This window comes from Virgibacillus sp. Bac330, assembly GCF_003667845.1.
In the GTDB taxonomy this organism is placed as follows: Bacteria; Bacillota; Bacilli; order Bacillales; family Amphibacillaceae; genus Virgibacillus; species Virgibacillus chiguensis.
The window spans coordinates 4,222,512-4,243,733 of sequence record NZ_CP033048.1 but is presented as its reverse complement, the minus strand read 5'-3'; the positions used below and the strand labels follow the sequence as shown (position 1 = coordinate 4,243,733).

The 21,222-nt window shown below is 37.4% G+C and carries 22 protein-coding genes and 6 tRNA genes; 5 read left to right on the top strand and 23 right to left on the bottom strand.

The window, feature by feature from the left end; translation table 11 throughout:
- Positions 1-158: 158 nt before the first annotated feature.
- From D9780_RS19910 to D9780_RS19880, 7 genes are all read right to left on the bottom strand, one after another.
- On the bottom strand, positions 159-932 hold the full coding sequence (locus tag D9780_RS19910; RefSeq protein WP_162985948.1) for a DUF2785 domain-containing protein: 774 nt from the start codon (positions 930-932) through the stop codon (positions 159-161).
- A gap of 203 nt (positions 933-1,135) precedes the next feature.
- Positions 1,136-1,211, bottom strand: a tRNA-Lys gene (locus tag D9780_RS19905).
- 85 nt (positions 1,212-1,296) lie between these two features.
- Positions 1,297-1,371 (bottom strand) — tRNA-Gln (locus tag D9780_RS19900).
- Positions 1,372-1,382: 11 nt separating this feature from the next.
- Positions 1,383-1,467 (bottom strand) — tRNA-Tyr (locus D9780_RS19895).
- 45 nt (positions 1,468-1,512) lie between these two features.
- Positions 1,513-1,588: transfer RNA gene (locus D9780_RS19890), tRNA-Thr, on the bottom strand.
- A gap of 2 nt (positions 1,589-1,590) precedes the next feature.
- Positions 1,591-1,666: transfer RNA gene (locus D9780_RS19885), tRNA-Val, on the bottom strand.
- A 1-nt stretch (position 1,667) separates the two neighbouring features.
- Positions 1,668-1,742, bottom strand: a tRNA-Glu gene (locus D9780_RS19880).
- A gap of 317 nt (positions 1,743-2,059) precedes the next feature.
- Between D9780_RS19880 and fabI the strand changes: the two genes are divergently transcribed.
- The gene (gene fabI / locus D9780_RS19875; protein ID WP_116278756.1) at positions 2,060-2,836 is read left to right on the top strand and encodes an enoyl-ACP reductase FabI; all 777 of its coding nucleotides are present in this window, start codon (positions 2,060-2,062) and stop codon (positions 2,834-2,836) included.
- A 74-nt stretch (positions 2,837-2,910) separates the two neighbouring features.
- Here the strand turns inward: fabI and D9780_RS21265 are convergent, their stop codons facing one another.
- From D9780_RS21265 to D9780_RS19805, 14 genes are all read right to left on the bottom strand, one after another.
- Positions 2,911-3,831, bottom strand: coding sequence for an N-acetylmuramoyl-L-alanine amidase (locus D9780_RS21265; RefSeq protein WP_162985947.1), 921 nt, complete (start codon positions 3,829-3,831; stop codon positions 2,911-2,913).
- A gap of 66 nt (positions 3,832-3,897) precedes the next feature.
- Entirely contained in the window at positions 3,898-4,122 is a 225-nt protein-coding gene (locus tag D9780_RS19865) for a phage holin (RefSeq protein ID WP_101932948.1), read from the bottom strand.
- Between the two features lie 19 nt (positions 4,123-4,141).
- On the bottom strand, positions 4,142-4,414 hold the full coding sequence (locus D9780_RS19860; protein ID WP_116278755.1) for a hypothetical protein: 273 nt from the start codon (positions 4,412-4,414) through the stop codon (positions 4,142-4,144).
- A gap of 39 nt (positions 4,415-4,453) precedes the next feature.
- Positions 4,454-4,840 (bottom strand): hypothetical protein, encoded by a 387-nt coding sequence (locus tag D9780_RS19855; protein WP_240458735.1) that lies wholly within the window; start codon positions 4,838-4,840, stop codon positions 4,454-4,456.
- Between the two features lie 53 nt (positions 4,841-4,893).
- Positions 4,894-9,120: a phage tail spike protein gene (locus D9780_RS19850; RefSeq protein ID WP_121641266.1), complete on the bottom strand. Its 4,227-nt coding sequence runs from the start codon at positions 9,118-9,120 to the stop codon at positions 4,894-4,896.
- Positions 9,121-9,122: 2 nt separating this feature from the next.
- Positions 9,123-9,455 (bottom strand): phage distal tail protein, encoded by a 333-nt coding sequence (locus tag D9780_RS19845; RefSeq protein ID WP_121641265.1) that lies wholly within the window; start codon positions 9,453-9,455, stop codon positions 9,123-9,125.
- Positions 9,455-9,928, bottom strand: coding sequence for a coiled-coil domain-containing protein (locus tag D9780_RS19840; protein WP_121641264.1), 474 nt, complete (start codon positions 9,926-9,928; stop codon positions 9,455-9,457). Before D9780_RS19840 ends, D9780_RS19845 begins: the two co-directional genes overlap by 1 nt.
- Positions 9,918-10,463, bottom strand: coding sequence for a distal tail protein Dit (locus D9780_RS19835; RefSeq protein WP_121641263.1), 546 nt, complete (start codon positions 10,461-10,463; stop codon positions 9,918-9,920). The genes D9780_RS19840 and D9780_RS19835 overlap by 11 nt, the downstream gene beginning before the upstream one ends.
- Positions 10,464-10,473: 10 nt before the next feature.
- On the bottom strand, positions 10,474-12,063 hold the full coding sequence (locus D9780_RS19830; protein WP_121641262.1) for a phage tail protein: 1,590 nt from the start codon (positions 12,061-12,063) through the stop codon (positions 10,474-10,476).
- A complete protein-coding gene (locus tag D9780_RS19825) occupies positions 12,044-12,340 on the bottom strand; it encodes a hypothetical protein (protein ID WP_205601103.1) in 297 nt (98 codons plus the stop codon). Before D9780_RS19825 ends, D9780_RS19830 begins: the two co-directional genes overlap by 20 nt.
- 77 nt (positions 12,341-12,417) lie before the next feature.
- The gene (locus tag D9780_RS19820) at positions 12,418-12,783 is read right to left on the bottom strand and encodes a tail assembly chaperone (RefSeq protein WP_121641261.1); all 366 of its coding nucleotides are present in this window, start codon (positions 12,781-12,783) and stop codon (positions 12,418-12,420) included.
- A gap of 426 nt (positions 12,784-13,209) precedes the next feature.
- Positions 13,210-13,731, bottom strand: coding sequence for a phage major tail protein, TP901-1 family (locus D9780_RS19815; protein WP_121641260.1), 522 nt, complete (start codon positions 13,729-13,731; stop codon positions 13,210-13,212).
- 345 nt (positions 13,732-14,076) lie between these two features.
- On the bottom strand, positions 14,077-14,493 hold the full coding sequence (locus D9780_RS19810) for a helix-turn-helix domain-containing protein (RefSeq protein WP_116278748.1): 417 nt from the start codon (positions 14,491-14,493) through the stop codon (positions 14,077-14,079).
- Positions 14,453-14,641, bottom strand: a complete 189-nt coding sequence (locus D9780_RS19805; protein WP_073012464.1) for a hypothetical protein — start codon at positions 14,639-14,641, stop codon at positions 14,453-14,455. Before D9780_RS19805 ends, D9780_RS19810 begins: the two co-directional genes overlap by 41 nt.
- A 261-nt stretch (positions 14,642-14,902) precedes the next feature.
- On the opposite strand from D9780_RS19805, the gene D9780_RS19800 reads away from it, so the two are divergent.
- The 4 genes from D9780_RS19800 to D9780_RS19785 all read left to right on the top strand — a co-directional run bounded on the left by D9780_RS19800 (position 14,903) and on the right by D9780_RS19785 (position 18,657).
- Entirely contained in the window at positions 14,903-15,310 is a 408-nt protein-coding gene (locus tag D9780_RS19800) for a helix-turn-helix domain-containing protein (protein ID WP_240458734.1), read from the top strand.
- An 83-nt stretch (positions 15,311-15,393) separates the two neighbouring features.
- On the top strand, positions 15,394-15,852 hold the full coding sequence (locus D9780_RS19795) for an ImmA/IrrE family metallo-endopeptidase (protein ID WP_121641259.1): 459 nt from the start codon (positions 15,394-15,396) through the stop codon (positions 15,850-15,852).
- Between the two features lie 377 nt (positions 15,853-16,229).
- Entirely contained in the window at positions 16,230-17,024 is a 795-nt protein-coding gene (locus D9780_RS19790; protein WP_121641258.1) for an ABC transporter ATP-binding protein, read from the top strand.
- A complete protein-coding gene (locus tag D9780_RS19785) occupies positions 17,014-18,657 on the top strand; it encodes a hypothetical protein (RefSeq protein ID WP_371413676.1) in 1,644 nt (547 codons plus the stop codon). Before D9780_RS19790 ends, D9780_RS19785 begins: the two co-directional genes overlap by 11 nt.
- A 189-nt stretch (positions 18,658-18,846) precedes the next feature.
- On the opposite strand, the gene D9780_RS19780 is transcribed toward D9780_RS19785, so the two are convergent.
- Together D9780_RS19780 and D9780_RS19775 are read right to left on the bottom strand one after the other, a co-directional pair.
- Complete coding sequence (locus D9780_RS19780) at positions 18,847-19,818, bottom strand: IS30 family transposase (RefSeq protein WP_121641256.1); 972 nt, start codon at positions 19,816-19,818, stop codon at positions 18,847-18,849.
- A 531-nt stretch (positions 19,819-20,349) separates the two neighbouring features.
- Entirely contained in the window at positions 20,350-21,051 is a 702-nt protein-coding gene (locus tag D9780_RS19775) for a Crp/Fnr family transcriptional regulator (protein ID WP_121641255.1), read from the bottom strand.
- Positions 21,052-21,222 lie beyond the last annotated feature (171 nt).

Here is a 21,222-nt window from a genome sequence, read left to right as displayed (position 1 = left end):
GCGATTCATGAAGTCGCCTAGTTGCTGGGCGATGGAGCTGAGCGGGGCTCATTCGGTTATTTGGTTACGCCATAGCATCAAATTTTATACTTTCTTACCTTTAAATATAACAACGCCTTATTACTAGCTATGCTTTTGCCCATCGATTCTATGCATTTTTAATTATTTTGCTGATACTTATCCAAAATGGCTTGCCTAGATGCTGAAAATTCTCTATGTTGTAACAGAGTTATGTATAAGGAATAACAAAAACGTTTTACATTCCATTCAATACGGTATCTTTCATGAGGGAGATGGAGTTCTACTTCTAAATCTGCAATCCAATTGCGTAATTCTATATCTTCCATACCTTTTTTAATTAAAGCTTCCATAACTTGAATAAGACGTTCGTCTTCTTCATCAATATAAGGATACTCAACCAAAACACATTTCCTTATTGCGTGAAGACATGCTTTCGTTTGGCTCGCATCAAATTCAGGATGTAATACACAAGTAGCCAGCAGATCACTACCATGCGCAATGCTATGTGCCCACCCCTTTTCTTCAACATAACCACGATAGTCCTGTTCTAATAACAAGTATTCTATACCTACATGAATGGCGTACAATACGAGCTCACTAGATAAGTTTCTAGTTGTTGCATCCTTATATAAAATTGTAGCTATTACAAGCGCTGAGAATGAGCGCGTAAACACGCTATCTCCTATCGTTTTATCTTCTATATTAAAAAACAGATACTGTTCACTCATGCACTTTTGTAAAATATATATTGTTTGCTCTTTCGTTACGTAATCTTTCAATATCAGTTTAACGAAACTATTGTAAATAAGATCGTCTCGTATTTCAGGATCAGTATGTCCGATGTTTTCAAGCATTTCTTCTAGTAAAGAATCTAATTGATCATCTGAGAAATGATACGTATCTATATCCAAAAAATCCTGCATTCTATGAAGGTATGTACCCACTCTCTCACCACGCATATACAATATTTGCTGTTATTTTTCCCATCCCTAATTTAAATTGTTGACATAGCTATAGATAATAATAGAGGGGTTTTTTATATTAAAAAAAACAAGGTCACTAACATGTCGCAACCTTGTTTGTAATTATGTAGAAATATGTTGATTTAAAATATTGGTGAGCCATGGAGGATTCGAACCTCCGACCCTCTGATTAAAAGTCAGATGCTCTACCAACTGAGCTAATGGCTCCTATTCAATGCATTCCAATTATAATGTCCATTCTAGCCAATTGCTCTATTATATATAGGTTAGAAAAGTCCCTTAAAATAAAAAATGGCTGGGCCACCAGGATTCGAACCTGGGGTACACGGGATCAAAACCCGATGCCTTACCGCTTGGCTATGGCCCAACAATTTTAAATGGTGGAGGGGGAGAGATTCGAACTCCCGAACCCTGAGGGAGCGGATTTACAGTCCGCCGCGTTTAGCCACTTCGCTACCCCTCCAGTAGTATGAACACATACAATAATCTTTATTCATTTTTTTAAAAGTGGTGCCGGCCAGAGGACTTGAACCCCCAACCTACTGATTACAAGTCAGTTGCTCTACCAATTGAGCTAGGCCGGCAATGGTGGAGGATGCAGGGCTCGAACCTGCGACCCCTTGCTTGTAAGGCAAGTGCTCTCCCAGCTGAGCTAATCCTCCATGGTGACCCGTACGGGATTCGAACCCGTGTTACCGCCGTGAAAGGGCGGTGTCTTAACCGCTTGACCAACGGGCCAGGATGTTTTCATCTTCCAGTTCCCTTTTCGAAACTGACGAATTTTATTATACCTAGTTCTATATCATTTGTAAAGGGAAAATGTAATTTTTTTTAATTTCTTTTTTAAACCTTGTCAAATCAGCTTTTATCTTGTCAAAATAACGCGCATAGCTAACGGTTTCTTTCAAAATGAAAATTAGGATATAATAAAAACATTAAAGTACATGTAATGAAGCATTTAAGTGCCATGTACTATTTTCTTTGTGAAAATAGTTCCTTATGATAAACTTGAGGCACTTTCATGCTCGATTAAAAAGGATATTGGAGGTACGTTAATGAGTAACTTAGTAGAAGGTAAAAATATTGTCATCATGGGCGTTGCCAGCGAACGAAGTATCGCTTGGGGTGTAACGACTTCATTACATAAAGCCGGTGCAAATTTAATTTTCACATACCGTCAAGATAGATCTTACGGTAAGCTAACAAAATTGCTCGACAAACATAACATTGAAGCTAAAGGTATTGTCGAATGTGATGTTGCAAGTGATGAAAGTATTACAAATGCATTTGCTTCTATTAAAGACAAGGTAGGAGTCATTCACGGTGTTGTGCACTCTGTAGCTTTTGCCAATCGTGATGAGTTAAAGGGAGAATACGCAAATACGTCCAGAGAAGGATTTCTATTAGCACATGAAATTAGCGCTTTTTCATTAGTTGCTGTTACAAAAGCTGCTAAAGAGCTTATGACAGAAGGTGGTAGCATCGTCACACAAACCTATCTCGGTGCAGAAAAAGTCATTCAAAATTACAATATTATGGGCGTTGCCAAAGCTTCCCTTGAAGCAAGCGTCCGTTATCTTGCTGAAGACATGGGGAAATATGATATTCGTGTCAACGCAGTTTCTGCTGGTCCTATCCGCACATTATCCGCGAAAGGGGTTTCCGGATTTAATGAAAAACTAGGGCTTATTGAAGAAAAGGCACCTTTACGAAGAAATGTAGACCAAGATCAAGTGGGCGACGCAACATTATTTTTTATGAGCGAGCTATCACGCGGCGTAACTGGAGAAGTCCTCCATGTAGATTCTGGATATCATATTATTGGTGGCTAATAGAAAATCAAAAATATGAAAAGAGCGGAGTTTTCTTCCCCGCTTCTTTTCATATCCTATCCACTCTATTCCATCTACTTAGAAAAATAACGTACATAGTTTGAATTTCCGGTAATATATAACCCAGACTTTAACTTATACATTTTAGATCCATTTACATATAATGCATCATTTACCGTAAATACCTCTCCTTGGTGCACTATTTCGTATTTTGCGTCCCAGTCAGGAACATCATACACCCATAAACTTGCAGTAATTACTTCTACAAAACTTGCACTTCCTGAAGGAGATCCACTAATGACTAGTACTTGTCCAGGATAAATGTTGTCATCGGTAAGGTTGTTTAACGCCTTTAATTCGCTAACAGTCATACTATGTGCCTGTGCAACCCCCCATAAGGTGTCTCCAGCTTTAACCGTATACGTAGTCCCGCCTCCCTCTGGCTGTAATCCCAAATACGCGCCAATAGCATTTGCTAAAGCTTTTCCAGTAAGATCCATCGTCGTATTATTGCGCATTTTAACAATATCAATGGTAGAATCCATAAATCCACCTTCAATGAGAATAGCAGGCATGCTGGACTCCCGAAGCATATGAAAATTCGCTGATTTAATACCTCGATCACGTAATCCCATCGCCCCGACAATACTTGGATGAATAGCTCTTGCTAAAGCTAACCCACTAGATGACCCCGGATAGTAATACGTCTCTGTTCCTGTCCAAGAACCCCATTGCCCGGTATTCGCATTGTGATGATAGGATATTAAAATATCCGCATTAGCATTATTTGCCACATTCGTTCTTGTCGTTAACGGCACATCTGTATCTCCTGTAGGATCGTCCATCCGTATAACAGTGGTATTTGCATACCTATTTAAATACTTGATAGCCGCAGACACAACTTTATTATTAAATGTCCACTCCCTTTCTCCAGCAGGGCTTCGTTTGCCCGGCGTATGCATTCCATGCCCAGCACCAATAGCGATTTTTGCCATTATAAATTCCTCCTTTTAATATAATGTATTAAAAAGACAGCTTGCCCGATTGGACTAGCCGTCTGTCTATTTGGTAAGGTTTGACCTTTGTAGCACTTCTTTTTGTTGCCTTCCCCTAAGCGTAATATAATTATTTTTAAACCATGTCCACACAGAGACTATAAATGTAACTCCATATGCAATAACTTCCTCTTCCAACAGCGGTATAGGCTGTAAGTTGTAATTCACTAAAACGGCATTGACCCAAACTATCGCTAACGCTATTGTTCTAACCACCGTACCTTTATCCATATGTTTACCTGCCTTTCGTTTAAATATATTGCCCAATCAAAATTAGCAGTGTAATAAAAGCAAAAAGCCACCCACCCCAAAGGCGGATAGCTTCCAACACCGTAAATTTTCCTTCTGTTTTTGCTTCTATTCTCTCTACCTTTTCTTTCACAACCCCTAGCTCTTCGCGTAGACCATTATATTTTTTAATCATATTTCGCGTCTCTTGCATCTCATGTCGCAAATCTTTAAACTCACCTTGAATAGCCGCAATTTGCTCAAATAATTCTTTATTTGTGTACCATTGAGACATAATTACCTCCTTTCATGATGCAATAAAAAGCATAGTAGCTTATTCTTCTAAATGGTTACGGTCTGAAGATTTATGGTTTTCATATTGTTGGCAAATGTAATCGTGGATAAACGCATCCTTATTATTCAACTCCTCATCATAGTCAATAACCAATTTTCCAACGGTTTGTAGTGATTCATCTAAATTTGTATCGTTTATTACAAATTGCTCATTGTATAAGTCATCTTGTTGTTTTTTAAACTCTTTAATATCTAATATATCAAAGGATCCATCCGCGTTACGAATAAGTTCCCCATCCTCATCGAGCTTTGCATACTCTTTTAAAAGATTTATTTCTTCTTCTGCTACATTTTGGTTCTGTTCATTAAGAACGTTGACAATTCTCATGCGATGACGAGATTCTTTTCCTTTTAACGATATACCCAATAAAAATTCTCCAACATCTTTTAAATATTTGTGTTGTATTTTTATCAATTTTTTCACCCCAAACCAGACATTTTTTTATTAATCTTGTGAAATTCTCGATCAACATACTCTATTATATCTTTTAATCCTTTTGCAATAAACGTTGTATAGGCATAGAGAGAAAAACTGTCTTCAGAATCAGAATAAACAACTCTAGGCATTTCGTCTAACATCATGCCCAGTTGAGGATTGTCAAAATCATTGTCATCCTTTCTTTGATATAAATAAATATATGCTTTCCTCCAAATATCTAAAGTGTTTTCAGAATAAATAGCAATATTCTTTTTGTTTTTACGTAAAGACGTATCAGTTATAAAATCTCTTGCCCGTATTGGCCTATATCTAATAGAATGACCTCCGTTTGCTCCCCTTCTATTTGTTACTCTTACTTCACCACCATTATCCTTTCCCGTACCTAGATACAAATTTGTGAATTGTGTTCTTATTCCGCCTGCTTCTAAAGCTGTACTAACATTAAAAGAACCGCCACCTGATCTATTAAAATAGACGGAATATTTGCCTCCTCTGGATTTAAAATCATTTGCATACATTTCATTAGCATTAAAATCACCCGTACCAAAATCACCATTATTATTTGTGGCATAAATAGTGTTTTTATTTGGTTCTTTAGAAAATCGCAAACCTGCTCCGTATGAAGATGAATTACCATATGTTAATACACCATCTGTTTTATGGTTAGTGGGCAAGTCTTTTATCCAGAATCGGAAATCATTAAAATTACCAGGACGCGAATTTAAAAAAGGTCTTAAATATATTGAGTAGAGTCTCGATTCAATATTCACTGTATCTTGTGCATCTATAACAATACGATTTTCATCTGATTTTAGAGCTACTACGCCAAATGTTGAGTGTATTGTTAATCCACTTACACCTTTATGGTATTGATCATCTCGAAAACGTAAAGTCCCTGATGCATCATTATTTCCTTCAGCATCTGAATAAGTTGAAATTCCATAATCTGAAAAATATAGTGATTGATTTAAACTATCATTTCTTGCTCTCAAATAACCATTTTCTATCATAATTTTAACATTTTCTGTTTCTGTATTACCTAGCCAACTTCGTGTATGTTTTCCTTTAAACTCAGCGTGAGAACCTTCAATAACAGAATAATTAACACCATTTCCACCTGAGATTTTAATGTTATTAGTATTTATAGTTCCAGAGGTAATTTTACTAGCAGATAAACTAGCTATTTTAGCACCGTCAATTTTTGCATTTCCTGAAATTAACTTATCGGTAATAACGCCATCTTTGACATAGACTTTTCCATTTCTAACGGCTAAATCGCCATCGATTGACACGCGTTGCGCATTAATTTTAATTTGCTCAGGGGATTGATTAATACTGGACAAAACACCATTTTTGCTTACTTTAGAGACGATTTCATCTGCATTTTGTTCGATGCTCGATTCAGCCTCGCTGACACGCATGGTCATATCTTCCATATCAGTGTTATAAGTGGTTTCCGTTACCCTTAAAGCTATTTGGGTAGCTTGTTGGTCGAATGTAGAATTGGCTTCTTTTTTGAAAGTTGAGTAATCAGTTTCTAGTGAGTTAACATTTTGCTTAATACCTTTAGCCGTTTGTTCAATTTCTGACGCATATTGTTCAATGGATTGAATTTCGGCTTGTGTATCCTCAGGTGCAGGAGTCCAATCCGTAGCCTTATTACCTTTTTCTAGTTTTATCCTTGTTAGTTTAAGGTTATTTCCAGCCGTATTTCCATTCTCACCGGCATAAACGAGCAAATTATAGTAAAAGCGATTATCTGTTTGAAAAGTTACCGACATACGATTGGTTTGATAAGGCATATTAATAACCGCCATACTTTGTCCTGATTTTATATACGGATAAATGGATATAACATCAGAAGCCCCTTGAAAAAACTCAGCTTGAAAACTCAATGTGTAAGTCGTATCTTTTTCCAACCTATTATACAAAGTTACATGCATGAAATTGTTGTCGGATGCCGCCTCCATCGTTCTCTCTTCACTGTCTTGAATTAAATTTCTCCCACCAACTTCAATCTTCCCCAGCTCGCCTTTAACATATGTCGCATCAACCTTACTTCTAATACTTTCGGCGTTCTGCTCAATGCTCGACTTATTTGCCTTAATGTCATTAATAATGCCTTCTTTGTCCGTTCGATATTCCTCATTGGACACCTTGGAAGCAATCAATTCCGCGTTTTGTTCAATGCTGGATTGATTTTCGTTGATGGAAGTACGCAAACTCTCCTTATCCTGTGTATATTGGTGATTGGAAACTTTTGATTGAATATCTGTTTCCGTTTGACTAATGCGAGATTCTTGATCTTGCAAGTCGGTAATAATCCCTTGCTGATCAGATTCGTAAACCGTTTTGGATACCACATTATCAAACTTGTTATCTAATTGCTCTACCGTATAAACATCCGCTTTATTCGCTTTGGCAACTAGCCGACCATCAACCCATTCAGCATCTACTTTATTCTCCAAATCCGTAACCAATTGACCGACTTGTTCTTGATAATCTGCTATAGAAATGGCGCCTACATCTGCTGCATTTTTAGGTGCTAATGGCTTCCATGATTCGCTTTCTTCATCCCAATGATAGAGAATATTAGGGTTTTCACTTGTGTTTAACCAGTACTTATACTCACTTGGACTAGGAGACGCTTCCCCTTTACAAATCCCGTATTCGATAAAGTCTGGGACAATTTCCTCTAAATCTGACAAATGTAATTGTACCGTTGAAGCACTAACCTGTTCGGAGTACTCGCTTGCTGTTCCATGTGTGTTCACGGCTCTTACTCGAAAATACCATTTTTCGTCTGTATTAGCATCAAAGCTATATGCGCCTACTTTGCCACGGAAAACAAGATTTGTAGAATCTGGGACAAACCCGTTTATTTGACTTGCATAAATCTCGTAAGCTGCTATCGCATAGGTAGATTCAAATGTCCATGACAGCATAATCTTTTTAAATAACCCTGTTGCGGAAACATCTTGTGGCGTATCAGGAACAATATCAGGAAATCTTCCATCTGTAATTGGTCCACCACCAGCATCCCAACTTGCGCTATCCTCTTTTACTTTATCAATGACCCAATCCATATCACGCTCATCTGGATGTAAGTCTAATATATTTCCTAAGACAAGGCTCCCGTCTCTCGGGTTGCCAATATCATATTTCCAAGACATAATTCTTGCTTCCACTAACACCATCGGCTTCATATCTTTGTCCCTAGCAATGCCTGTATCACCTAAGAATACGTGTTCATGTTCGTAATCTGCTATACCATAAAATGTAATGATATCCATTTCGTATTGAACCTTTGGAGCTTTTTCAGTTTGAACTGCCTCCCATGTCTTTATGAGTAACTTCTCGGGGTCTTCCTCGTCATTATCTTCAAATAAGCCAAATCGATGCATAAGCTCACCTGTTTCATGATTGAACACCCCATGGGTTTCCAGTGCTACCGGATCGCCAACCCACGCTTGCCCCTTTGGTTTATCCGTGGGATCGCCCTTTGCTTTTACCCACTCTACGTCACGAAAAGTCACTTTCCCAGCGCCTTCCTCACCGGATTGTAATGATTTCCCTTGACCATATAAAGCTGTTTTCGGATAATATAGAACCGTCCTCGTCAAATTCTTTATATCCTTATCCATTTCAAACCGTTTTCCGGTATCTGAGCCTTTACGCTGAACAATATCAATATAGCGACCGGTTATTTTGTTTCCCGCTACCTCGATGCGATCTACAATTTCACCGCCCCAACGTGATGTTAGCTTTCCTAAACAATCGTAGGCATTTTGATAGGAAAAGTTGATGTCATATAACCCTAAATCAGCTACATGACCGACTTTCCAGCGGGAATACTGTAAAATAATACCTAGCACAGCTTCAGCGGTTTCATTTACCGTTTCACCATCCGTCACAATAACATCTGTTAATTCTTGCATCGCTGGCATACATTGGATGACCTTTTCCGGAGCTTCTCCGTCGATATCATCCACTTCACGGATGGTAAATAAACGAAGGTTTCCTTTTAAATCCTTAAACGCAACTTGGTTTCCACCTACGAAATAGGAAGCATCCTTATCGGACATAGGAAAAGTAATCGAAAAAGAGACGGGCTTTTCAACCGTCTCTTCAAAAATGGCTTCCACATAGTGGTTAGTGATGGCTAATAGCTCATCATGCTTATTAAAAATGAAAATCCTTTCTTTCATCTCTACAACCACCTTTCCGTATACGTTACTTCTAATTGCATGGCGGGAATTGTTTTTATTTCATTTTTCCCTGGTCTTAATTGAAAGAAATCTGCATATACAAGATCAATAGCCTCCATTTGTAACTGCCCATTAATCCATACCTTTCTTTTTGAAAAATCTACCGTCACCACATCATTCACTTTAAATGGATGGTGCAGGCGTAATTTTTCATCAGCTAAGCTGTATTCTACATACGGTATTCCTTCTTTTAAAACAGATGTAATCATAGGCGACGCGGGAACGGTTCCATTCACATATACTTCATTTTTTTGTGCCATCTCGATCCAACGCATTATGCTTCACCCTCAGGCGGTGTTCCTTGCTGAGCTTCTAGCGCTGTGATCCTCTCTTTAATCACTTCTATTTCATCTAAAATTGCTGAAATATTCGCTTGATTTTCTTGTCCAACCGTTGCATTATTGCCAATACTTTCGTGAATCGATAAAATATCTTCGCTTAACGCTGTGATATCTGCTTTATTTTCCGTTATACTTCCAGTGTTCAGTTCAATGCTTTCTCCGTGTTTCTCTAACAATTTTTGATGGTTTGTTACTTTTGCACCAACCGCTGTTACTTCGTTTTGTAATGTTGTTACATGTTCATGCACATCATTTAAACTCGTTTGTAAAGCTTCATCCTTATTTTGTAGCCGTTCTACTTCTGCATCAATTTTATCTGCATTTTGCGCAAAGTTAGCAATAGAAACATCTATTTTATCTGTTATTTCTGGCTTTACCAATTGCAAATTTGGTGTACTAGTTGCCAATAAAATCACCCCACTTGTTATTTTTGTATGCTTCCCACGTATATTTTTTCAACGCAATCGATTTGTATGTTTCCCCGTATTTAAAAGGATCGGAACATAAAAACACGAGCTCAGCTACTATGCTATTCGCCGTTTCTTTTGGAACATCATTTGCCGATAAAGTCGCATAAAAAAAAGCCGCTTCATCAGTAAAAGCTAACTTCTTTTGTGATTCTTGCAATAAATTATTTAGTTGGTTGTACCGCCTTCTAAACCCTTCTTTTGTTTGATCGGTTAGCTTATATTTCACCGTAATTTCTTTCGCATTCCATGTCGGTTCATTTGCTTCTAACACCCCGTGCATTCCTGGTACATCTACTGTGGAAATTCGTTGTTCCAGATTGCTTCTCCCAGATATGACCAATGTGGTAAAACTCCCTGATGGATCAGATAAATCATGATCTAAATTAACTCCATTAAATATCGTCTGCAATCCCGGGGCTCGTTCGCTGTTATCATCCGCTTCCTTCGTTACTGTATCTACAAACGTATACATCCTACACCTCCTACCAACTCTGCTGTCTTGTTAGATTGGATTTTCTTGATTGTGCATTCGTAATATCTTCTACAAACGCACTAAATTGCTGCTTGCCAATAGAAACATGGACTACTGCAGGCTGCTTTTGTGCACCCCATTCATTTAAAAACGGTTGCGTTGGTTGAACATTCACAGCTTGATGAAGACTACGAACCTCTCCAGCTATACGCGGTAATGTAAACTGCGGGTTAAAAGAATCCTGTACTTGATCCGATACCGCACTCGCTGCAGTAACAACATTTTTTGCCATTTGCTGAATCCCCATAGCAAATCCCGCCATCGTGTCATCGCCAATATCTCGAAATAAACGGGATGGTGATTTAATGCCTAAAAATTTCAACACACCACCGACAGCATCTTTGGCAGCATTTAACACAGCATCGCCTACCTTAGAAGCATTATCTGCAATACCTTGTATCAAGCCCATAATTAAATCTTTTCCTGCTGACACCATGTTGCTAGCAAACTCCATTACCTTTCCAGGCATTTTACCAATTTGCGTCCCTACTTCTGTTACAGCTTCGGTAAGCTTGGATCGTATCGCTTGGAACACTTCCTGGAATTTTTGTCGCACTGCCGTTACAATCGCCTGTGCTTTCTGTACTGCGCTCGATACCATCGTTAAAAACCCTTGTACGACAGCATCTTTCGCACTACCAATTAAGGAAGAAATGGTTTCTTTCACTTGCGTAAATTTTGTTTTTATCGTTTGCCAAATGGTACTAGTCATCGTGGAAACAAATTCCTTCATGATATTCCAGATGTTCATAAACGTGGACTTAATTGTTTCCCACGCCCCAGACCAATCTCCAGTAATTAGTTGCATCACTGTTCGAATAATACCCATTACTAATTCCATAGCTATTTTTATCGTTGTCTTTATGATGTTCCAAACTAATTTAATATGTGTTGAAATGAGTGTCCAAGCTGCGATTAAAAATGGCTTTATGATATTCATCACTGTCATAATAACCGTCTTAATTGCTCCCCAGACAGATTGAAAGATTTGTAAAAGCAATGCCTGGTTTTCCGTCCACCACGTGGTCAATGACCCCCATAGTGTCATAACAAACGTGACAATTTCCTGAACCACCGGCATCATAAATGCACGTATCGATTCCCACACACTCATGACAATATCTCGAAACGTTTGACTATTCGTCCATAAATAAGCAAACCCTACTGCCAGTAAAGTCACTAACGTTATAATTAACGCGAGGGGATTGGTAGCTAAAATAGAAAATAAGCTCATTACCCCTTCCTTCAATGCCAACATGGTTGGCAAAAAGTTCGTCATCACGGAATTAATGGTCTCAAACAAGACAGGCATACCGCTTAATATCCCCATAAACGGATTCAGAACAGCCTGCACTTGAGCGATTCCTTCTGTCATTCCAGGGATAAACCCTAATGATTCCTGCATTTCTCCCAGCTTCGTAACGACAGGGTCCACATTCCCTTGCAATGTTTTAAACGCATCTCCGGCTTCATTTAACCCTTCTGCTTGTGTTATAAAGCTTTGCATAAACCGACCCGGTTCATTCGATCCTTCCGCCATAAGGCACCTCCTTTTCCATATTCACCTGTTTAGCAATCGTTGCTAAACGTTTCATTTTATCACTCACCCGCTTAGGTTTGGTTACTTCCTTCAAATGTTTTTCATAATCAAAGAAATCTTTAAATCGCTTGTAAATAGGTACTTGCTTTTTACCTTGTTCTTTTGTTAGTGTGACTTGGTGATTAATCCATGCTTGCTTATACATCTTGTATTCCTTATCTACTTGCTGCAATCGAAATGCACGTATTCGTAAAGCATACTCCCCTAACGTGAGCACTTCAATATCTTTAAGTTTTGTAAACGCTAAAAAGCGGAAACAGTTAATAATGATATCCTCATATGCTTCTTTTGAGGTTATCCTTTCTTGTGATTGGTTGTTGCTTGCATTTGTTTGATCGTGTCCTTCATGACTGGTGACTTCCCCAATGCATCCTTTAACGCTGCAAATAATTCCTCAAGCCCGTCATTTTCTAAAGCGTACTGTTCAATCGCTTTTTCAATTTGATTGTTACTTGGGGTTGTATCCAAATAAGAAATAGCTGCTTTAATAACGGCATGGATAGCAACTGGATTCCATTGCTGCAAATTCATAAACGCCATGTTCACACCCATTCCAAATTTCATCCCTTGATAATCCACTTCATACACTTTGTCCAGTTCACGAATAAATTTTATACCAAATTTCAATTCATACACTTTTTCATTAATAGTAAATTCCATGTCTCTTCAACCTCCAAAATTTAAATATAGTAACCAATGAATATAGCTGCATTCATTGGTTACTTGAACAAAGGCTCGGGGCGCCCGTTTAGCAACGTAGCGATTGGAACAAATCAACTAAGATAAAGGAATCACGGTGAGGAACGAACCGATGATGACTTATCGTAAGGCGATTTCGTGAAGTCGCCTAGTTGCTGGGCGCTGGAGCCGGACGTGGCTTGTCACCAATTTCTTACGGTGAAAGCCGTAGTTTTACTTACTATAAACCCTTAAAACGCTAAACATTTCTATAGTGCAAAAAATCGTCGGCTTGTTCTTACCCACGATCATTACATACGTATTTATCATATAATTTTTACACCAATTCATTATGCAAATTTTATACAAGATCGATTACATTGACATAAATAGGATCAGTAAGATTTATTAACCCTCAACAGGAGCTTCCGATTTTGTATCTTGGAATGCATATTGAACTGCTGCTTGCTGCTCCTCTGTGAGTGTTGCTTCACCAAATTGTGGCTCCAGTTCTACGGTAAAGTTAGCTGAAATGGCAGCATTTTCTTCTGCACTAGCTGGATCTTCCCATGAATCTAAATAGCCTTGAGCATAAATAGCTGGAAATTTATTGTCAGCTGTTTTTAGTTCTTCATCTACAGTTACTTCCCATAACTCCAGCTTTTGTCCATGAATGACTGACTGTCGAAGCATGTTAGCAACTGGATCATCCATTGCTTGAATAGCTTCAATAGCTACTTCTGATTCCAATCCTCCGACATTAATGAGAGAACCATCTTTCGTAATAATTCTTTCTAATTCACGAGAATAACTAAACGTATGCTCGGTTTGAAATACTAATTTAGCTGCTTCTTCTCCTTGATTCTCCAATAAACGGAATAATAAAATCTTGTTTTTACCTGCTTGCATTTTCTTTTGTGTATCTGTCATTTTCATGACCTCCTAATGATAATTTTTGATTGCTTATGCTATGGACTGACTGCAACGAAACAACTTATTTATCTCCTATACCATTTGCGAACACCTCCTTAAAGCAAACTAAAAAAGCCTTACATACCCTTCATCATGTGGGGAAGAAGACTTCTTAGATAAACGTGGCTTCCCGTCAAATCTTAATGGCGGAAAAACGTGCTTCTATTTTATTTAGTTTAACGTCATTTCGGACAAATTCCTTAAATTCTTAAAGGTACAAACGTCCGAATCAATTGCGCTTTATCTATTTCAGATCGTATGTTCGGTAAACCTAGTATACAATAGCTTGTTATGTGTTGTCATCTACTGGGAAGACTGTGTAAACTGTAACATCCTATCTACAATCGTCTCTTTTATCTTATAGATATGTTTTCTGGAAAGGCCCATATGTTTACTAATTGCACTTATTGTCATACCATCCAACATACATTCTAAAACAGCAATTTCTCTCGGTTCCTCTATTGCTGATAATCTTCCTTGAATAAACAATACCTTTTTCTCTAATTTAGCTAACCAACTGCTTTTTTTATCTCGTCGTATAACTTCTTTGCCAACAGGGTCATTGATGGCTCCCTTTACTCTCGGTAACGTAGCTTCCACTCCTGATGCTGCAACAAGTTTCGAGCCGATATCTTCTTCCAACATCATTCGTTGACGATTTATTTCTCTAATCATCCAGCTATAATCTTTTATTGCTCTCTCTAACTGTTCCTTGTTCATGAAAACCAGCTCCCTTGCTAAATAATTCCTCTACGTATCTACTTCTTATTATTGGAGCTAAAACACCAGCCCTTTGGTCTTTTCGATATTCACTTATCACCCATCGAATACAATTTTGTTCATCAAATGACATGTTTTTCTGTTTCATTCCTTCCCTCCTTGCATTCCATAATTTAACTAAAGAACACTTGTTCCTATCATACATTTCTAAAACAGAAATGTCAAATTGTGATCTTGCTATTTAAGAAATAATTGTTTGTGAACTCGTTTAAATAATGATATGATGAAATTGCTTAGAAAAAATTGGCTTATCGAAAAGTCTTTACGTTAACAGCTCTAGTCTTTCTTATAAGATAAACCTTATAAATGAAAAAACTTTCCGTAAGTTAGAAATTTATTTTCATGGTAGATGAATCGTTCGATGCGAGTGATGATTGTTTCCTATCGTGTAAAAATGAAAGTGGTGTTGGCATTGAATGTAGGCAAGAGAATTGTGCAATTAAGAGAGAGACAAGGTTGGAGTCAGCGTGAGCTTGCGAAACAATTAGACATAAACGTTAGTGTGATGAATCGGATTGAATCGGGTGAAAGACCGATAAAAGACCACGAGTTAGATAAGCTTGCTACTGCTTTACAAGTTACTTCTGATTACTTACTAGGAAGATCTAATAATCCGAATTTAACAGAAGAGGAAGCGTTTGTAGCTTTTCGTAATGACCCTTCCCTAGAAAGATGGTATAAAGAATTACCAAACAATAAAGAAGAAGATCTTAAACGTTTGAAGCGGATTTGGGAAGCTTTTAAAGAAGAAGAATAAACGTTTATTAGTGTATACGTCTATACACTATTTATTTTTATTCATCTTAGAACAAATGTTCGTTTTTGTTAAGGGGGTATTTGATGTATCTTTCTCGAACAGAAGATTATATTCAGCAATTTCTTCTGGAACGTCATATTCGTAAACCAAAAGATTTAACAATCGAAAATATTGCCTCTTCGCTCGATGTATCTGTCTATTATTGGGAATATAGCAGTGAATGTGTGTATGTAAATGAGAAATGCCTGATTTTTATAAATTATAACCGTACTCCACAGGAGCAATGGCAGGAATTTGGGCATGAAATTGCTCATTATCTTTGGCATGCTGGTCGCCAAGAATTTCTACCCACACTTTTTACAGAATTACAAGAATGGCAAGCCAATTATTTTAGTTACCATTTATGTGTTCCTACATTTATGTTACAACGCTTAAAACCAAAAATAACACCTAACATGATCGTAAATACTTTTCAAGTAGAATACCATTTTGCTTGTAAACGCTTAGAGATGTATCAAAGCAAACAGCTTGCTTCTATTTAAGTCGGAATTAAATGGTGGCTCTCCCTACTGCGTTCTATTAGAAATTATAACCTATGAAAATTGCTGCTATTGTCTCATACGATTGTATATGTTGCTACCGCACTTTCGAATGCGAAACACCTTTTATGAAAATGGAGTATCTAAGTAAAACGGGGGCTTCCTATTTAGGATTAATATATTTCATCCTTACCTTTTTGAGTAAACGTTTCATTTTAGATTATCCTTCCCATAATTTTAAATTATTAGATGATAAATAGATTGTATTATCGTATAATTGGCACAAGACCCCTTTCAGCTATTTATCAAGCTGTTCACAACTTTAAATTACAGAAAAATGTAGGTGTGAAAAATTTTTATAAGGGTAGGTGAAGGTATTAATGTGTCAAGAAAAGGTTTTATCATTACAAAATTTATCCATGAGTTATGGAAGTAAAAGCGTATTAAATAACATTAATCTCGATGTATATGCTGGACAAATCATTGGGTACATTGGGCCTAACGGTGCGGGAAAGAGTACTACACTTAAAATCATGCTCGGGTTAATAGAAGAATATAGTGGGACGGTAGAACTTTTTGGAGTAGATATTGCTACAAGTGGTTACTCCTACAAACGTAAAATTGGTTATGTCCCAGAAAATGCAGAGCTCTATGATAATTTAACAGCTAATGAATATTTGACATTTATCGGTGAGCTTTATGGCATGGATAAAAGTAAAGCAGCTGCTAAAGCTAAAAACCTTATGCAACAATTTGACATGGAAGATGTTTTACATACGCGTATTTCTTCTTTTTCTAAAGGAATGCGGCAAAAAGTATTACTTATTTCAAGCCTATTGCATAACCCTGATCTAATCTTTCTAGACGAACCACTAAATGGGCTTGATGCTAATAGTGTCATCATCATTAAAGACATCTTGGAACAGCTTGTTGCAGAAGGAAAAACCATTTTTTACTCTTCGCATATTATGGAGGTTGTAGAAAAGATTAGCAATCGCATTGTTCTATTGAAAGATGGAGAAATTGCCGCAGATGGTACATTTGAACAATTGCGCAAACAAAATAAGCAAGGCTCTTTAGAAAGCATTTTCAATCAAATAACAGGATTTGATGAACATAAACAAACCGCAGATAAGTTTGTTCAAATCGTAACAGACGGTGATTATGATGAGTAAATTCGCTTTAAAAACCCTTGATCTGCTCCAGCCATTTTTTCGTATACTGCGAATTGATTATGCTATGATGCGTAAAATTCTTGAGACAAAGCTTACAATGGATGAGCGCAGAACACCAACAATATTCGCTTCAGATGCTTCTAATAAAAAAAAGGATAGCAATCAGTTTGTAAAATCGCTACTTATTTATGTGTTATATGGTTTAATACTCGTTCCTTTTCTATTTTTTGGAAATAATTATATTTTCCAAATCAGTCTTATCTTCGGCATTTCCATGTTCATCTTAATGACATCCATGGTATCAGATTTCTCAGCAGTACTTTTAGATGTTCGCGACAAAACCATTCTCCATACGAAACCAATTGATTCAAGAACCATTAGTGCTGCAAAAATTACTCATGTTGCCATTTACATGAGTATGTTAACAGGTGCGTTTATTAGCATTCCAGCCGTCGTTATGTTACGCGTTCATGGAATTGCCTACTTCATGCTTTTTTTAGTAGCAATTATATTGTTAATCCTGTTCATTATGACTATCACAGCACTCCTATACATTTTTATTTTACGTTATTTTAGTGGGGAGAAATTAAAGGATATTATTAACTATGTGCAAATCCTATTGTCTGTAGGTATTGTTATCGGTTATCAAATTGTCGCGCGAGCTTTTGAAATAGTTGATTTTAATTATATCTATAATTTCAGTTGGTGGAATGTTTTTATTCCTCCTATGTGGTTCGGTGCACCTTTTGAACTTATACTAAATCGCGATACGTCCTTGGGAATGGTGATCCTTTCTTCTTTAGCAGTCATCGGGCCGATTGTTTCGGTTATGTTCTATTATAAATTAATGCCGGCATTTGAGCGTAATTTGCAGAAACTAATGGGAAGTACAGAAAAAACGAAGCCGAAACGATGGAATATGAACGCTATGTGGGAGCATCTATTTTGTAGAAACAAAGAGGAACGACAATTTTTCCGGTTTTCATCGCTTATTATGGCAAGAGAACGTGATTTTAAGCTAAAGGTGTATCCAACCTTAGGATTTTCTCTTGTTTTTCCGTTTATTTTCCAATTTAACTATTTAAATCTTCATACGTTTGAGGAACTTTCTCATAGTAATATGTATTTCACCATTTATTTTTGTATGATGTTTATTGGGCTTGTAGTGATGATGTTACAGTTTTCCAGCAAGTATAAGGCTGCTTGGGTTTTTCAAGTTACGCCAATCGTTCATCCTTCAGCTGTATACAGTGGTGCTCTAAAAGCTTTTATTATAAAATTGTTTTTGCCTCTTTATTTAATATTATCGATCATATTTTTATTTATATTCTCTATACGAATTCTCCCTGACCTTGTTGTTGTCTTTATAACCGCTATTCTACACACTTTATTCAGTTATAAAGTACTAAACAATCAGAAGTATCCATTTTCGAAACTATTTGAATCTACAAAACAAGGCGGGACGACAATGATTTCGTTCCTACTCATGCTTGTAGTTGGTTTGTTCTTTTTAGTACATTTATTTTTCAGCCAAATGCATTACGGTGTTTATATATATATCGTTATTTTAATCATTACCACTATAATACTTTGGAGGTTCGTATTTAAAATGAAATCATTGTCTAATGAATAATGCCTGTTAGAGAAACAATGGTACAATGCGCGCCCCATTAGTAGTGAAAGGATCAAATCAACAAAAATTTATAAATTACGCGAGGAAACGAATCAACGATGACATATCGTAGGACCATTACGTGAAGTAAGACAGTTGCTGGGCGGCTGATGCGGATGTGTATACAGTGATTTCTTTTGTTTTGATTTGTCAAATTAAGCGAGACAACATGTTTTGATCAAATTCTTTATCGACATGGGACATGAAACACTCCATCGGTGTTTTGTAACCTAATGATTTTCTTGGAATATTGTTTCTTCTAAGTGCTACTTCAGAAATATACGTTTGGGTTATGGGGTTGAAATCCATATCCTTTGGTAGCCCATTTCTTCGAAGCAGACCGTTGGAATGCTCATTCAATCCTCTTTGTGAAGGAGTTCCAGGGTCTGCAAAATAAATATCAATATCTTGCTTATTACTGATAGATTTCCAATTAGAAAACTCTTTACCACAGTCGAAAATAATCGATGTAAACAAGTGTTTCGGCAGTGGAGCGAGCCAGTCATTAAGCGATGATTCAACATTAGCAGTTCTTCTTCCCTCTGGCTTAATGGCAATGATACATTTTGTTAATCGCTCAACCAATGTGATGACAGCACTTTTATGGTGGCGACCAACAATCGTGTCTCCTTCTAGGTGACCAAATTCTTTCTTGTAATTCGGATGGTCATTGTCTCGGTCGTGAATGCTGCGTCTAAAGCTTTGTTTCCCTCTTTTTTCCTTGTAACCATTTGGCTTGCGCTTGCCTTGCATAGGCAAAGTATTTACATCAAATTCGCCTTTTTTAAACTTACGGTAAAGCGTGCGCATGCTACAGGAAATAGGTCTTTCATTCCGACCGATGATGACATCAGGCGTCCAACCGTCACGGGCTTTTTCTTCAATGTAGGCTCTTTCTTCATCTGTTAACTGCGTTCTTTTTCGACCACATTTAGCTTTGTTCGCTTGATAGTTCAAATGAATGTCTATCGCAGTTAGACCGTTTTTCAATTCGCGAATCACACGATATATAGTTTCATGACCACGCTTTAATTTTTCAGCAATTTTTCGACCTGATAGACCAAATTCAAGATATTCCTCTATGAATATGATCTCTGTTTTGGTAAGATGGGTATAGGACATGTCAGATACACTCTCCTTAACTTTGGTAGGTTTTGATTGAGTATATCATGGCATGTCTTTTTTGTATTGCATCTCTTTGAAGTCACAATATCACACTAACCACAGCTTTAGCTGCCTGCCCTTGACCGCCGTGCCCATTCTTAGTAATCGCTGGAAGGGGTCGGGTCCCCACCAGCGGAGCTTAGAATGGATTGTCCGTGGTACGCTATTCATGCGGATGTTGCCTTAAGGCATTTTTTCAACCATCCGCCGCTTACATCTCACCACGGACACAAACAAGGTCAAGGGTGGTGGTAGGGTGACTTCACTTAAAGCACCTAATCTGATGACAATATTTTATGTGTCTCGCTTAATTTTACAATCTAGGTGTATAAAAAACCAAAACCGCAACTTCCATTAATATAATTTATTTTAGACCGTTTATTAAGAAACGAAATAGGATATTGCACATGTTTCATTTTTTCATCATTGATGGTGGCTCGCGAATAGTGCGAGCCATGGTCATTTCTTATTTTCTAGAAATTCCTAAGCTCAAAGCATTAATAAAGCATCTACATTTAATATATCAATTCGCTGATGACTTTCTTTTCTAATATAACCCTTCACTTGTAGTTCCTTTAATACTCTGCTAACTGTTTCCGGCGTGGTTCCTAAATAAGAGGCCAAGTCTTTATAACTCATTGGTAGCTCTACGCGCTGATTATGAACGTCCATATTTTCAACAAGAAACAGAATTAGCCTTGAATCAACGGGTTCTGTGGCAAAACGAGTGGTCTGTGTTTCTGATTGTTCCAATCTATTAGCAAATTCCTCTAATATTTTCAAAGAAACAGAGGGATAGTTCATAATCAATTTTTGCATGGTAGTACGGCTAATCATACATACTTTTGTTTGTACCATGGCTTCAGCATAAGCTTCGTGAACCGAATCCTTAAAAACGGCTAATTCGCCTGTGAAATCACCAGGCAATAAAATACGAACAATCTGCTCTTTCCCTTCATCAGACAGTCGATAAATTTTTATCTTACCCGTTTGCGTAATATACAACGATGTAGCTTGATCACCTGCGCGGTAAATAGTGTCCCCTTGATTAAACGTGACAGCATGCACATGATGCATGACATCCTCCATTTGCTGTCGGTCTAAATGGTTAAAAATTGGGACCATCGTTACACAATTAGCAGGATGTTTTTTACAAGTATCTACTTTACAGGCTTTACCTTTAGAACCCATACAAATCTCCTTTCTATAAAAGAGAATATTCAATCAGTGAGGTTTGCTTTCATTTTCCCACTGATTGTTAGTAGCCAAGCATCTAACATAAAGATCTGTTAGGAGAAAGGGTGATTTAGGTGCTTTTATCTCCCATTTACACTTGCTCCATGCACATCTGCCATTCAAATG